Here is a 14,140-nt window from a genome sequence, read left to right as displayed (position 1 = left end):
CTTCCTTCATTTCTATTAGTCTATGAAAAGAATAGGAGAGTTATGCCTATTTATCTACGAAAAAAACGCTTACGAAGGAATCTACCATTCGTAGGCGTTTTTTCTGAAACATCTATGTAGCGACAAGAATTAGAAAATAGGTATGCGCGCCTTATTCCCATCTGTAGCATATAAAATGGCTTCTGAACTAAATAAATCTACACGCTCTAACGAGTTAACTAAATTCATGGTGGTGAATTTGTTATGGCGAAGTGCGTTGATCAAAGAGGGAATTAACTTATGGTCCGTGCCGACGAAATTAACGGAAATCGGCTTTTTATTAAATAAAATATTCATTCTCACTTCAACACATCTCCTTCTGATTTTGTTTGCTAAGTAGATATTAAGATTATCATAACTTTCTCAATAAGTTCGTCGATTGGCGTTGTCGGAATTCCACTAGTTCTGTCAGTAGATATTTCATAGTGGTGTTGGACGGCGTATCTGTTTATTTTGTATGATAGGGGAAGTTACGTAAAATTTGGAAGCGGAGGGGCTAGCTTTATGGAGTCTTCACACATTGTTATTGAAGCGGATGGCTTAATTAAAAATTATGGGTCCTTCCAAGCTGTGCGAGGCGTTAATTTTCAGGTCTATCAAGGCGAGGTATTTGGTTTGCTTGGTCCTAATGGTGCCGGGAAAACGACAACGATGGAAATGATCGAAGGGCTGCGGAAGCCTGACGGCGGACGTGCTATTGTGGCTGGATTTGATACACAGAAGGATTTGGGTAAGGTCAAGGAAGTCATTGGTGTCCAATTGCAATCAACTTCGTTATTCGAGTTGTTGACGGTAGAGGAAATTATGAGGATGTATGCGAGCTTCTATCCGAAGTCAGTTCCGATTGGCCCGTTATTAGAAGATATGACGTTGGTTGATAAAAGAAACGGCCGTGTCAAGCATCTATCCGGTGGGCAAAAGCAGCGGCTTGCCATTGGTCTTGCGCTTTTGAATGATCCCAAGGTTATCTTCTTGGATGAGCCCACGACAGGGTTAGATCCGACAGCAAGACGAACCTTGTGGGAAATTATTCTCAAGCTGAAGGAGCGAGGCAAAACGATTGTTCTGTCCACGCATTATATGGAGGAAGCGCACGTACTTTGCGATCGTATTTGTTTAATGGATCAAGGGAAAGTCGTCGCATTGGATACGCCGCGAAATCTTGTGAGCAGCTTGCAATCGGATAGCGCGATCGAGTTTAGATTGCAAGATTTGGCGGAAGCGGATATGGAATCAGTTGTACAGGAATTTCGCGATATTCGTGAAGTCAAGGGCATCGACGTACGTAAGGATGTATTCGTCCTTTACACAGATAAGCTGCAGGAGTCGCTCATTGATCTGGTTGAGCAAAGCGCTGGAGGTAGATGGCAATTGGCTGACTTGCAGACACGAACGGCTACGCTGGAAGATGTGTTTATTTCCATGACCGGAAGGAGCTTGAAAGCAGAATGAATGCTTATATCCAGTTGACGTTAAGCCAGCTTCGTTTTTTTGTTCGTAATCGACAAGTGTTGATATTCACCTTGTTCATGCCGCTTTTCTTCATGATTATGCTCGGTTCCTTTCTTGGCAAGGGGAATGATATCATCGTCGATGGCGTCGTCATTGATCAGGATCAAAGTACGGAATCCAGAGTCATGGTGGAGGCGCTGCAAGCGAGTAGCATTTTGAAGCTAAAGCCTGCAGATGACTTGGATAAGTCGCTTGAGCAGCTGAAACATGGGGATCAGAAGTTAGTCGTCGTTATTCAGAAAAATTACGGGCAAGCGGTAGGGCTGAAAGGAGCAGATAGCTCGAAGGCCAGCTTCCTTCAGGTTTACTATGATCAAACGAATCAACAGAGCGCACAGATCGGTTTGCAAACAATAGGTCAAGTGGCGGATGGCGTTTCTAAGCAAATGTCCAACTATATGCCAATTGTTAAAATTGAACCGGTTGGCGTGCAAGCTCTGCAGCTTCGCTACATCGATTTCCTTGTACCGGGTATTCTGGCCATGATGATCATGACCAACAACTTAAATGGCGTTTCGGGACAAATTGCTTCATGGCGTGAGCGAGGTGTGCTGCGACGCATGCAAAGTACACCGCTGAAGGCGTCAACGTTCATCGCCGCGCAGATTACTGCACGCCTTGTGATGAACACGGCGCAGGCCCTGATTGTACTGCTTGTCGGTGCTTTGATTTTCGGCACGCAGGTGAATGGCTCGTGGTGGCTGCTTCTGCTGTTCGTTGTCATGGGAACCTTGACATTCATGTCGATCGGTTTCATTATTGCTGGTTTGGCCAAAACCCCAGAAAGCGTAGGGCCGATTTCCGGACTGATTTCGTTCCCGCTGATGTTCTTGGGCGGCGTGTTCTTCTCCGTGTCCAGCATGCCAGAGTTCTTGCAGCCGATCGTGAAGTCGATCCCGATTACCCAACTCAGCACTGCCCTTCGGCAGATTATGAATGTGGGCGCAGGCATCGGGGATCTGTGGCAGGAAGGGCTGATGCTGGCCATCTGGCTGGTCGTGTCGTTCATTGTGGCGACGTTTACGTTTAAGTGGGAGTAGGCGGAAGGTCTTGTCGGACTTGAAGCCTGGCGATTGACCGGCATTGAGAAGGCTTAATAAGGGATCTATGTTGCCGAAAGGGAACGTGGATCCCTTATTTGCTTCAAAAAGGGGGTTTTTGATGAGTTGCGGAACGACAGTTCGCTATTTCTCGCAAGAGAGGCGTTTTTAAGCCGAATCTGCCTAAAAAGCGTACATACGTTCCGTTTCATCACGAGAATGCCTGGTTTTTTGCAAATAGCGCACTGACGTTCCTTAAAATGGTGGTTGCCACCCTTGTTAAGGTATTTGAGAGCTAACTGAAAGCCAATCTCTTCGAGGTTGGGCTTTTTCTTTTTGTAAAATGCCGTTATGGCATTCCGCGGGCGCTTTGCTCGCAGTTTATCATAAATCTACAAACGATAAGCCATACTGTAAGGGGAACTTACCCATGAGTAGGAGGATATGAATGAGTAAACAGCATTGGCAAATCCCGGCTACAGAGGGTCTCGGTCTCCAGCTCAAGAAGGGCCAAGTGATTCGGGTTACCGATGTAGAGGGAGAACAAGTTGCCGACTTTGTGGCCTATCGTGAGAATGATATCAGCGAACGGCTTGACCCTAGTGTTACGATGGACGCATTACATGCGATGAAAGTGAAGCCCGGGGATACCATCTACTCCAATAAATATACCCCTATGCTCACTATTATGAAGGATACGGTGGGACAGCACGATTTTATCAACTCGGCCTGTCGGCCTGAAATGTATGAGCTACTGTACGATAAGCAAGACCATACCAGCTGTTATACGAACTTAAATGAGGCATTGGCATTATTTGAGATCCCCGCTCCAGATCAGCATTATCCCTTTAATTTATTCATGAACACCATCATTCAGCCATCTGGACAAATTCGTGTTGAGAAGCCTCTATCTAAAGCTGGAGATTATATCGAGCTTCGTGCAGAAATGGATTTAGTTGTGGCTATATCTGCTTGTCCCTGCGCAGAAAGTCTCTGCAATGGATACAAATGCACACCTATTCGCGTTGACATCATTTGATCTTCTAATGGACTAGCGCCTCTCATACAATAACTTGTACAAGTTATTTGCTATTCAGGGGGCGAAGTTTATGGATGCTTTTATCACTTATGTGTTTCTTGGCATTTCGCTATCGGCACCAATCGGTCCAATAAACGCTGCTCAACTCGACAAGGGAGCCAGATTTGGCTTTACTCAGGCGTGGTTGATCGGACTGGGCGCGATGTGTGCCGATTTGTTATATATGCTGCTGATTTATTTTGGTTTAGCCCATTTCTTGACTACCCCGTTTATGAAAACATTTCTATGGTTGTTTGGCTGTTTTGTACTTATCTACACGGGTGTTGATACACTAAGAAACGTGAAGGTAACTCAAGAAGCTAACCCTCGTGATGCCCAATCCAGTGGCGTAAGCTCCTTCCGTTCTGGATTTATTATGGCACTTACCAATCCGCTAAATATCTTATTTTGGCTAGGGATTTATGGCTCCATTTTAGCCGAAAGTGTGCAGAATTATGGTCTTACCCAGGTGCTTTGGCATACCTCAGGTATCTTTGCAGGCATCCTTCTGTGGGATGTTGCTATGGCCACGATCGCCAGCTCGTTTCACAAGTTCGGGAATCGCACGACCCTGCAAATGATTTCTGTCATAGCAGGACTTTCTCTCATTGGCTTCGGTATTTACTTCGGCTATCAAGCTTATAAGCAGCTAATAGGTTAGACAGACAGAGGTTTACACGTACAGTTGTACCTCCTAACCGAGATACTCACCCATCTATTCTCCTTCGCATAGTATGCTTCGTACTCGCGAAGGAGGCTATTACGACATGGCTGATCTATATGCCAAAGACTGGCTTGATACACATATGAACACCCTTACCCCATGGCAGGAGGACGCTTACCGTCAATTCGGCAATATGATTGCAGATTCAGGAAATACGTACCCTTGCATACCCGGCCGTCAAGGCTTCCTAACTAACAACCTGCGCTTTGGCTTTGCTGCAGATCCTAGATCAGAGCAAGCTGCCATTGACGCAGTGGAGCTCTTGCAGGCATATGGTCGCTGCTCACGGGAAACAGGGAAATTCGCCTCGCTCGTTATATTTTTCCATACACCTGCAGATATACTGAATAGCTTCTCAGTAGAAGACTACGAGGGGCTATTTTGGTCTGTTTTAAGTGGGGTCAGCGCTAAAGATGAGGCGCCATGGCCTGAACATATTTCAAAGGATCCTTCGCACCATTCGTGGGAATTTTGTTGTGACGGGCATCCGTATTTCTCCTTTTGCGGAACACCTGCCCATGTGGTTAGGAAGAGTCGAATGTTTCCGCATTTCCTCATTGCCTTCCAACCGCGATGGGTGTTTGAAGAAATCAACGATTCTACCCCTTTTGGGCGCAATATGAAAAAGCGCATTCGCCAAAAATTAGAGGCGTACGACAGTATCCCCGCACATCCTTCTCTGAAATGGTACGGGCAAGAGGATAACCAAGAATGGAAACAATATTTCTTACGTGATGACGAAAGTGTCCCTTCTAAATGTCCGTACACGTTTATGAAAAATAAATTAAAAGCTGTGGGCATGCTATTTCATAAATAGGATATCGTTACGAGGGCTCTCTTCGTTCCGATTTATGCTTCATCCACAACGTAATTAGAATAATCACCATGACGATAAGAAGGCTGGTCCATAACCCAGCTCGATCGGTTTTCTCCAAGAGAGGACCCGTAACTGCCGCCAAGATAAGAAGGATAGCGATCCAAGATTTAAGTTGCCCGCTAAGGTTTGGCCGAATTTGTTTCAGATACGATGCGACGATAAGCAACCACGTATATAGGAGCACCAAGCCCCCAGCCGTGGTTATTTGTTCAAAGATTTGGCTTGGCATAACTAGCGCAAGGACGATAGAAACACATAACCCGATTGTATTCACACCTAGTGCATACAGAGGTAACTGCTTTTTGCCTTTCCTATTGGCTAGCCATGACGGGGCATCACCGCCTTCCGCTAAAGCAACCAGCATCGTGGATACGCCGTATAGCGAGGCAACGAGGATAGAAAATCCAGCAATAATCAGAACGCCATTCATCAAGTGCACGAGAATAGGCAATCCCATGATGCTCAGAGAGAGAAGCAGGGGACTTTTATCAGGTGTTAACTGGTCTTTGGTAATAAAAAGGAGCGCTAAACTAAGAGATAACACATAGAGCACCGTGATCGTAAGCAGCATAAGTCTTCCAGCCTTAGAGGCTTCTTTGGGATTTTGCAAATGGATAGCCATAAAACCCATGACCTCTATACCACTAAACGCATAAAACGCATACAAAAGTCCTTTCCATGCGCCGGTCCAACCTGAACTAAACCAATGGGTCGTGCTGCCTTGAATGGTGTTTATGCCATGGCTACCTTTGAAGAAAACGATGCCTGCAATGGCGATGAATAGGAATACGGCCCCCATTTTAACGATAGCGCATATATTCTCAGTTTTGTTAATGCCTTTCGAACCAAGAATAACAACAAGAAGGGCAAGGAACGAGTAGATCGCAGTCAACAACCAGAGTGGCAGATTAGGAAACCAGAATTGCGTGAAAATCCCAATTGCCGTTAAGGAACTGCCTAAAATGAGCATCTCCGAGGACCAATACAACCATCCCACGCCAAAGCCTGCCCAGCGGCCATATGCTTCCCTAACATAATTTCGAAAAGATCCTTTTTCAGGGTTGGCAGCCGTCATCTGTGCTAAGGCTTCATAGACAAATAAGGTTGCTAGCGCTGCCAATAAAAATATAACGACAACAAGATACCCGCTCTTCTGGATGGCGATGCTAGAACCAAGGAAGAAACCAGTTCCTATAGTGCAACCAATACCGAATAAAGCTAACTGCCACCAGGATAGTTTGTTTGTGTTGTTGTTACTGTTGTTATGCCGCAAAGTTGCCATCCGTGATTGACCTCCATATCCCTGGCTACAATATGAGAAAGCCCAAACATCGGCCCTAGGGCCGATGCTGGGCTTCACAATCTGCTAGCTAGTGCACAGATGCTGCTGCTCTGTTATTAGGCGGCATTTGTGGCGCCCCGGTTGCTGGGACAAATGAGGTCAGCATGCTTTGCATATCAGAAGCTTCTAATTGTGGCACCTGGTAGTAGGCAAGTCTATTTTGATAAAGGAAGATTTCATAAGCCATTTCTATGAAATTTTGTACCTGAGAGGCTAATACGCGCCGAACAACGGGATTCGTCACTTCCACGGCGGTCATGGTTAGCAACGACGCATGCGTTTTGATCAGACCTAGCATATGCCCGCTTATTCCCGCATCCTTCACATCAGCGAGCGACTGGTTTGGCTTTTTCGGCTCAGTTGGCTTAATGCCGTAGATCGGCTCGGATAGTTGCCTAATCATATACGTGGACGTTTCTTGGCTTGGTTTTTGCCCTGTTGTGAAACACTCAGCAGTTAAATTGTACTGAGCAAGTGTGAACTGGTATTGACGATCCAGAATGTCCAGCAGTTCGCTATCTTGTACAAACTGTCTAAACATCATGAATTGGTCTAGTACATTGATGGTACAGGCCAACACCTCGTGTAAATCGAAAAGCTCATGACCACCGTGGTTGGTATTGGGCTTAGTTTGCGTTTGATAATTTGGTTGTATTTCCTGTTGCATAACGAAGTCTCCTTTGGTGTTGAGGTAATGTAACTTCGTTAATGTTGGTCTCAGTTCGTTGGTTTATGCATGGCTATAACATCTATTGGCAATTGCTCACTTATAAGGGAGCCGCGGGTGTAATAGTTGGAAAGGACTAACTTGAACATGCTACAATTAATGGCAAAGCCTATAATATGTCACCTGCTCCGACACCATTGCATCAAAGTGGTTGTCAGGGTGCTCCAACAATACTCTTGCAGTTCAGTCTAATCGCTCCAGGTGGCTGGGGAAAATAAGGGATCTACGTTGCCGAAGAGGAACGTAGATCCCTTATTTGCTTATAAATAGTGATTTTTGATGAGTTGCGGAACGACAGTACGCTATTTTCAAATAATTGGTGCTTTTTAGCCAAATTCGCGCAAATAGCGTACCTACGTTCCGTCTCCTCGCGAGAATGACAGTTTTCATTCGAATAGCGCACTGACGTTCCGTAAAAAGGTGATTCCGTCATTCTTAGGTGGGTCTAAACACTTATATCAAGATTTCCGCCTAGATTCGGCTGCACACTGCGTTCAATTAATTGGACCACTTGTTGGCCTTGCTCGGCCATTTGCTCTTTCGCCATTTTCAAAACGCTTATTCCAACCGCTTGGGATAAATTGTTTTGTGCTAATGACATTGACATAGCTGGAATGTCCATGAGGTTCCTCCTTTAGTTCTGAGTAACTAACCATTTCTATATCGGTATATTGGTCTGCAATTTTTAGCGAGATACATGCACACCCAAAAGCCCAACCCCTCGGGGTTGGGCTTTCTATTACAGAAATCTCCGATGATGCTTCTTCCCATCAAAGCTAAACAACACCGGCTTATCCTCCACCAACGTGTGCATATGAATGGTTTTACCCCACAACTTATAAATATATGGCAGCGTCCGCTCGACATATTTCAAATCCAGCTCCACGCCTTCAAAAGCATGCTTCAAGTACAGCTCCCCGTTGCGCTGATAGTCCCCATCTTCGACCACAATGTAAGGGAAACCACCATTCACTCTGGAGTAAATAAGCTGATCCCGCGTATTTTCCCACGTTTTGTCTGTGATTTTCCACTCAGGGCCTTTCTTCTCAAACACGTACAGATCTAACTCTTCAACCAGTGGTTTATTCAAATAGTTACGGATAAACGAGGTATCCGATTCATATTCGCGAACCTCGAAGATTTTCTTCCTGCCTTGCCCAGGTACCCGCCCGAATCTGCGGATTTCTTCATCCGTCGGAGCATCCCAATGCTTTTCGATATCCTCAAATATTTTGACACCCAGATAATAAGGATTTAAGGAATGGCGAGAGGGAACGACGACGGAGGAGTTTAGCTTGGAGTACTCGATCGTTTCTTCCTCGGTCAAATCCAGCTCACGCAGGATGTGTTGATGCCAGTAGGAAGCCCAGCCTTCGTTCATGATTTTGGTTTCGAGCTGCGGCCAGAAGTAGAGCATTTCATCACGCAGCATGGTCAGGATATCCCGTTGCCATTCCTCCATATAAGGGGCATTTTCCTCTATGAAAAGAAGGAGATCCTTCTCCGGCTTCGGTGGAAAACGCTTCGTATCTTCTTTATCCAAGGAGACAATAGGCTTGTTTCGACTATCTAAGTCCCATAAATCCTCATATCCGTATGTGGCTTCGCCTCGCACTGATGGCGTAGCAGCTTTGTTATTTTCTTGTCGTTTGCGAGTTTGGCCATAGGTTAGTGTTAATACAGGGTCAATGTGCTCTTGGATGGCGAGAACGGCATCTATGAATTGTTCAACCTCATCGATACCATGTTCAATTTCATATTGGCGGATGCGTTCAGCCGTAGCGGACATGCTCTCGACCATGTTGCGATTCGTTTTGGAGAAGCGTGCATTATTTTTGAAAAAGTCGCAGTGAGCAAGCACGTGCGCGACGATGAGTTTATTTTGAATCAGCGAATTTCCGTCTAAAAGGAAGGCGTAGCAGGGGTCCGAATTGATGACCAATTCGTAAATTTTACTAAGTCCAAAGTCGTACTGCGTTTTCATGCGATGAAAATTTTTACCAAAGCTCCAGTGACTGTAGCGTGTCGGCATCCCGTAGGCACCGAAGGTGTAGATAATTTCTGCCGGACAGATTTCGTATCGCATGGGAAAGAAGTCGAGCCCAAAGCCTTTCGCGATCTCCGTGATTTCATCAATGGCATATTCCAGCTTCTGGATTTCGGATTTACTCACTGTGCAGGCACTCCTTCCTTTTTGGTAAAAAAGGTTTTCAACGCTTTATACACTTCACCTTTTTCACGGATGACGTAATGCAAAAATTTCGGATTGTTGATATGGCGGAAAGCGGACATCAGCGTAGAGCTACGGTTATATTGATTCACTTCCCCGTAGCCAAACATATTCGAACGCTCCATTAATTGCGTAATCAACTTCACACAGCGCTCGTTATCTGATGTTAAATTATCGCCGTCCGAGAAATGGAAGGGATAGATATTGAACTGAGAAGGGGGGTACCTTTTATCAATAATATCAATAGCTGTTTGATAGGCCGAGGAACAGATCGTGCCCCCGCTCTCACCTTTCGTGAAAAACTCTTCCTCTGTCACCTCTTTAGCCTCGGTATGATGCGCGATGAACACAATCTCAACGTTCTCATATTTCGTGCGCAAGAAGCGGGTCATCCAGAAAAAGAAGCTGCGGGCTATGTACTTCTCGAAGGAGCCCATGGACCCAGAGGTATCCATCATGGCAATAATAAGCGCATTGGAGTGCGGTTTTTCGATTTCTTCCCACGTTTTGAAACGCAAATCATCTGGTGAAATATGATGGATACCCGGCGAGCTGCCTCGCGAATTGCGGCGCATATTTTCGAGGATCGTCCGCTTCTTATCAATGTTGGACATGATCCCTTTTTTACGGATATCGTTGAAAATAACTTCGGTGGACGTCATGTTCCGCTTCTCTTTTTGCTGCAAATTCGGCAGCTCGAGCTCGGAGAACAGCATCGCTTGCAGCTCTTCCATGCTCACTTCGGCTTCGTAATAATCTTCGCCAGCTTGATCGCCAGCACCTTCGCCTTTGCCTGGACCTTGGGCAGGCTGCGGGTCTGTTCCAAGTACATCGCCAACCTGTGAATCACCGTCGCCTTGACCGACATGCTTGCCTTTGTTGAAGTTATAGCGGAAGCGGTATTCGTCCAAACTTTTTATCGGTACCTTCACGACTTGTTTTCCATTGGACATGACAATGCTTTCGTCTGTAACCAGATCAGGAAGGTTCTGTTTAATCGCATCTTTGACCTTCTCTTGATGTCTGGTTTGATCTTGGTATCCTTTGCGGTGGAGTGACCAATCCTCTTTGGAAACGATAAATAAGGGTTCTGTCATGGGGACACCTCCTTGGCGTTTATGATAAGCAGAATGCTAATCAGACATGGGGAAATAAAGCTTGTTATTAAATATATTCAAGTGTACGGGGGATATGTGGTGGTGGGCGGATTTTCTCTTCAGCTTCGACTTTTCATCTGACTGTGTTAAAATAAGGGGAATATTTGTAGAGAGCGAGGAACTTTTCATGAAAATGCCGGAACAGGATCATCGCTATAGATTTCAAGATCTACTTGAATGGGAAGGCAGATGGGAGTTAATTAATGGAGTTCCTTTTAACATGACACCTGCTCCTTCTACGACACATCAACGGATTCTAAGAAGTATATTTCTTGAACTTCATACATTTCTCCAAGGTTCATTATGTGAGGTTTTTATCGCTCCGTTTGATGTGAGATTAAGTGAGACTGAAGAATACGACAATCCGGATACGGTCTGTCAGCCAGATCTATCTGTCATTTGTAATCCATCCCAAATCGATGATAAGGGAGGCAAAGGCGCCCCTAAGCTCATTGTTGAAATATTATCTCCATCTACTGCGATTAAAGATAGAAACCAAAAATTTAAAACATATGAGAAGTTTGGAGTTTTGGAATATTGGATTGTTGATCCTGCACATCAAACTGTTGAGGTGTATGGATTAGAAGTGGGTTCGTTTCAAAAGCGAGAAGTTTTTGGAAGAGAAGATAAGTTGCGTTCATTTGCTTTTTCTGAGTGTGCTATTGAATTGGAAAGGATATTCCAAACGGATTTCTCAAAATAAAGGCCGTAATCGTGAACGTGTTTTGGAATGGTTGCACGATCTGGGATTCAAAGTGGAAATTAGTTTCTAAAAGGTAATCGATGGGAGCAGAAAAATTGATAAATCAGTTGAATACGAAATTAGAGCAATGGCAAACTCTGTATGATGCGGCAGCAACATTTAAAAAAGCCGAGTGTTGGAGCTATTTTGCAAATGCTCATATTTTTGGTGTGGAGAATCCGGTGAATGGGGAAATTGGTTATTGCTGCATAATGGGCAACGGAGGTGAGCTTTACGGTCTGGCTGTATATTTAGGAACAGAAGGCCTTGAGACTCTATTAAATATGATGAATGAGGAATCGGAGATAGATCCGATGTACTCGCAGTATTGCTTGATGCTTTCTTTCGACAGTAGGGCTGAGTTGTATCCTGACGAGCTCAAACAAATAAAAGAGCTGGGTCTGAAGTTTCGTGGAACAAATGCCTGGCCAACGTTCCGATTATATGAGCCAGGATTTGTTCCATGGCCAATTCAAAATGAAGACGAAGTGGAATTTCTAATTCTGGCATTGCAACAAGCGATTGAAGTCGTCCAAGTCTACAAATCCAACCCTGATGCCATTTTTCAAGAAGAGGACGATACTTTCCTAACAAGAGTTTCTAATCGAGATCGGCAGAATCTAGTTTGGTCGGATCAGTGGATCAAACCAAAGCCTTTGGATAAAGCAAATGATTACTTGGTAACGCCGCTAGATGAACTTCGTCTAGCCAAAGCAAAAAGATCGCTTAAAGGAATTGCAGGGATATGGGAAATCGATTGTTTTTTTGCACCTATGCCTATTGCTGAAGGGGATAGGCCCTTCTACCCGATGATGGGTCTGATCGTTGATCAAGAATCCGAACAAATCTTGCAATACGGCTTAACTGAAAAATTTGGAATACCCGATAAAATAGCAGGGCTATTGCTAGAGTTGATTGAAAAAGCTCAAGTCATTCCCAAAGAAATAGGGGTATGTAACGAAGAGACTTTTCATTACATAAGGCAAATTCTAAAGGCATTTGAAATTAAAGCGTACTTAACAAATGTACTTCCGGCATTGGAGGAAGCGAAAGAAGGAATGTTAGATTACTTTAGTAGTGGAAGAAGATAAATATTGTACGTAATAAGAAGTATGAATAAAAAGTCTGTCTAATCTCCCGCGGCCACGCATGGGAGATCAGGCAGACTTTTTCATTTGTTCCCACCAGTAAAGCGATCCTTATATTAGAAAAACAGTCGTTCAATCAACCAAAACCCGCCTAGCGCTGTGATCGCATAGGAGCCGAAATGAATCGTAGGCCGGAAGAATGATTTTTTCTGTATGAAGAACAAAATAGGAAGCAGAACAAGGACAAGGCATAGTTGGATGAATTCAATCCCTAGATTAAAGCTAATCAGATCTACAGCTAAATGGCTTTTAGGCAGGCCCATTTCACGCAATATGTCGGAGAAGCCTATTCCATGAATAAGCCCGAATAAGAAAGTTACGATCCAGCGGTTACGCATTTCTTTTCGGAAAATATTTTCCAATGCAACATAACAAATACTTAAGGCAATCACAGACTCCACGATGCGTGATGGAAGACTGATATAACCAAGCACAGCGAGCGTCAGCGTAATACTGTGTGCGAGGGTGAAAGCCGTAATAATCGAAGCATATTGCTTAAAGCTTTGTTTACGAAGCAGTAGTGCAAACAGAAATAACAAATGATCGTAACCCGTTAATATATGATGGATACCCAACTTGAAGAAGGAGAACCAACTTGAGGAAGCCGAAGTTACTGACTTCTCATGCGTTGTATTCGTCGGTTGGGCACTAGATGGCGCGGAACTCCCGTTGGTTTCTTTTGGCTGGTTTTGCTGATTTTGTAGAAGTGATTGATCCATCTGTGTAGGGTTAACTTGTGTTGAATTAGAGAGTTGCTGTTGCTGTTGTTGTTCAGTCAGGAGTAAGGTCCATGTGCGATTCTTACCTTGTAGGACAGTTTCGCTGACTTGATCTCCATGTCGTGAAGTGATCAGATTTACATAGGCTGATGCAGTAGGAGTTGCATACAGTCCGTCGAGAATTGTAATCGATTGTCCTGCTGAAAATGCAGGATAGATTAAATCCCAAGTAAGGACTTCCTTGTCCCCTTTCTTGCCAAGCTTTAACGCGGTTAGTTCCGCTGCTTGTTCTCTTCCATTCATTTCGAGAACAAGACTATCGTCAATCCATTCCTCTAATCGATGTTTATTCTTCTCCAGTTCATCTGCATCCAAAATACCATTTTTATTGGCATCTACATCCATACTCTCAATAACCGAAATTACATCAAGTGAAAAGGAAAAGTCTGTTTTATCTTGTTCAAAAGAAATCGTCGTATAGCTCGCACTCAGTGCATGAGCCGAGGCTTTAAGACTATACGTATATAACAAGAATGTAACTAAACATGTAACGACTGCTGTAATTCGGATAGCACGCATGAATCTGAAATTATTTTTTTGAGCCAACAAAGAAGTTCCCCCTCGAAGTTATACATGTGAAGCATGACCAATTAACCTACGTTTAAATAATAAACGACAATCTTCTTCGCAGTATTAAGCTTGTGTAAGCTTTAAGTAAATACATTTACAAATAAATAACCTCCGGTTAATAAAACCCGAATGAAAAACATGTAGGCTTATCAAAGTGCGCCCAATTCAACGAGAA

14 protein-coding genes are annotated in these 14,140 nt (G+C 44.3%); 7 read left to right on the top strand and 7 right to left on the bottom strand.

The window, feature by feature from the left end; genetic code table 11:
* Positions 1 to 129 precede the first annotated feature (129 nt).
* A complete protein-coding gene (locus GC096_RS04700; protein WP_157257133.1) occupies positions 130 to 342 on the bottom strand; it encodes a hypothetical protein in 213 nt (70 codons plus the stop codon).
* A 201-nt stretch (positions 343 to 543) separates the two neighbouring features.
* Here GC096_RS04700 and GC096_RS04695 point away from each other — a divergent pair, with 201 nt between their 5' ends.
* The 5 genes from GC096_RS04695 (at position 544) to GC096_RS04675 (ending at position 5,210) form a co-directional block, all read left to right on the top strand.
* Positions 544 to 1,491: an ABC transporter ATP-binding protein gene (locus GC096_RS04695; RefSeq protein ID WP_171629135.1), complete on the top strand. Its 948-nt coding sequence runs from the start codon at positions 544 to 546 to the stop codon at positions 1,489 to 1,491.
* Positions 1,488 to 2,591, top strand: coding sequence for an ABC transporter permease (locus tag GC096_RS04690; RefSeq protein WP_171629134.1), 1,104 nt, complete (start codon positions 1,488 to 1,490; stop codon positions 2,589 to 2,591). The genes GC096_RS04695 and GC096_RS04690 overlap by 4 nt, the downstream gene beginning before the upstream one ends.
* A gap of 448 nt (positions 2,592 to 3,039) precedes the next feature.
* Entirely contained in the window at positions 3,040 to 3,630 is a 591-nt protein-coding gene (locus GC096_RS04685) for a DUF1989 domain-containing protein (protein WP_171629133.1), read from the top strand.
* A 70-nt stretch (positions 3,631 to 3,700) separates the two neighbouring features.
* A complete protein-coding gene (locus tag GC096_RS04680) occupies positions 3,701 to 4,330 on the top strand; it encodes a LysE family translocator (RefSeq protein ID WP_171629132.1) in 630 nt (209 codons plus the stop codon).
* Between the two features lie 106 nt (positions 4,331 to 4,436).
* Positions 4,437 to 5,210 carry a YqcI/YcgG family protein gene (locus GC096_RS04675; protein WP_171629131.1) on the top strand — a complete coding sequence of 258 codons (774 nt, stop codon included), beginning with the start codon at positions 4,437 to 4,439 and terminating at the stop codon, positions 5,208 to 5,210.
* Positions 5,211 to 5,217: 7 nt separating this feature from the next.
* Here the strand turns inward: GC096_RS04675 and GC096_RS04670 are convergent, their stop codons facing one another.
* The 5 genes from GC096_RS04670 to yhbH all read right to left on the bottom strand — a co-directional run bounded on the left by GC096_RS04670 (position 5,218) and on the right by yhbH (position 10,666).
* Entirely contained in the window at positions 5,218 to 6,552 is a 1,335-nt protein-coding gene (locus GC096_RS04670; RefSeq protein ID WP_171629130.1) for an amino acid permease, read from the bottom strand.
* Positions 6,553 to 6,640: 88 nt separating this feature from the next.
* Positions 6,641 to 7,279 (bottom strand): spore coat protein, encoded by a 639-nt coding sequence (locus GC096_RS04665; RefSeq protein WP_171629129.1) that lies wholly within the window; start codon positions 7,277 to 7,279, stop codon positions 6,641 to 6,643.
* A gap of 505 nt (positions 7,280 to 7,784) precedes the next feature.
* Positions 7,785 to 7,961, bottom strand: a complete 177-nt coding sequence (locus tag GC096_RS04660) for a YjfB family protein (protein ID WP_171629128.1) — start codon at positions 7,959 to 7,961, stop codon at positions 7,785 to 7,787.
* Between the two features lie 117 nt (positions 7,962 to 8,078).
* Complete coding sequence (locus GC096_RS04655; RefSeq protein WP_171629127.1) at positions 8,079 to 9,512, bottom strand: SpoVR family protein; 1,434 nt, start codon at positions 9,510 to 9,512, stop codon at positions 8,079 to 8,081.
* The gene (yhbH, locus tag GC096_RS04650; RefSeq protein WP_171629126.1) at positions 9,509 to 10,666 is read right to left on the bottom strand and encodes a sporulation protein YhbH; all 1,158 of its coding nucleotides are present in this window, start codon (positions 10,664 to 10,666) and stop codon (positions 9,509 to 9,511) included. The genes GC096_RS04655 and yhbH overlap by 4 nt, the downstream gene beginning before the upstream one ends.
* 187 nt (positions 10,667 to 10,853) lie before the next feature.
* Here yhbH and GC096_RS04645 point away from each other — a divergent pair, with 187 nt between their 5' ends.
* Together GC096_RS04645 and GC096_RS04640 are read left to right on the top strand one after the other, a co-directional pair.
* Positions 10,854 to 11,429, top strand: coding sequence for a Uma2 family endonuclease (locus GC096_RS04645; RefSeq protein ID WP_171629125.1), 576 nt, complete (start codon positions 10,854 to 10,856; stop codon positions 11,427 to 11,429).
* An 80-nt stretch (positions 11,430 to 11,509) separates the two neighbouring features.
* On the top strand, positions 11,510 to 12,559 hold the full coding sequence (locus GC096_RS04640; protein ID WP_171629124.1) for a DUF7309 domain-containing protein: 1,050 nt from the start codon (positions 11,510 to 11,512) through the stop codon (positions 12,557 to 12,559).
* Positions 12,560 to 12,672: 113 nt separating this feature from the next.
* On the opposite strand, the gene GC096_RS04635 is transcribed toward GC096_RS04640, so the two are convergent.
* Positions 12,673 to 13,941, bottom strand: coding sequence for a HupE/UreJ family protein (locus GC096_RS04635; protein WP_246302578.1), 1,269 nt, complete (start codon positions 13,939 to 13,941; stop codon positions 12,673 to 12,675).
* Between the last annotated feature and the right edge of the window lie 199 nt (positions 13,942 to 14,140).

The sequence above is a fragment of the Paenibacillus plantarum genome, assembly GCF_013141695.1.
Lineage (GTDB): Bacteria > Bacillota > Bacilli > Paenibacillales > NBRC-103111 > Paenibacillus_E > Paenibacillus_E plantarum.
The sequence above is the reverse complement of the archived record's forward strand: the minus strand, read 5'-3'. Positions and strand labels throughout refer to the sequence as shown.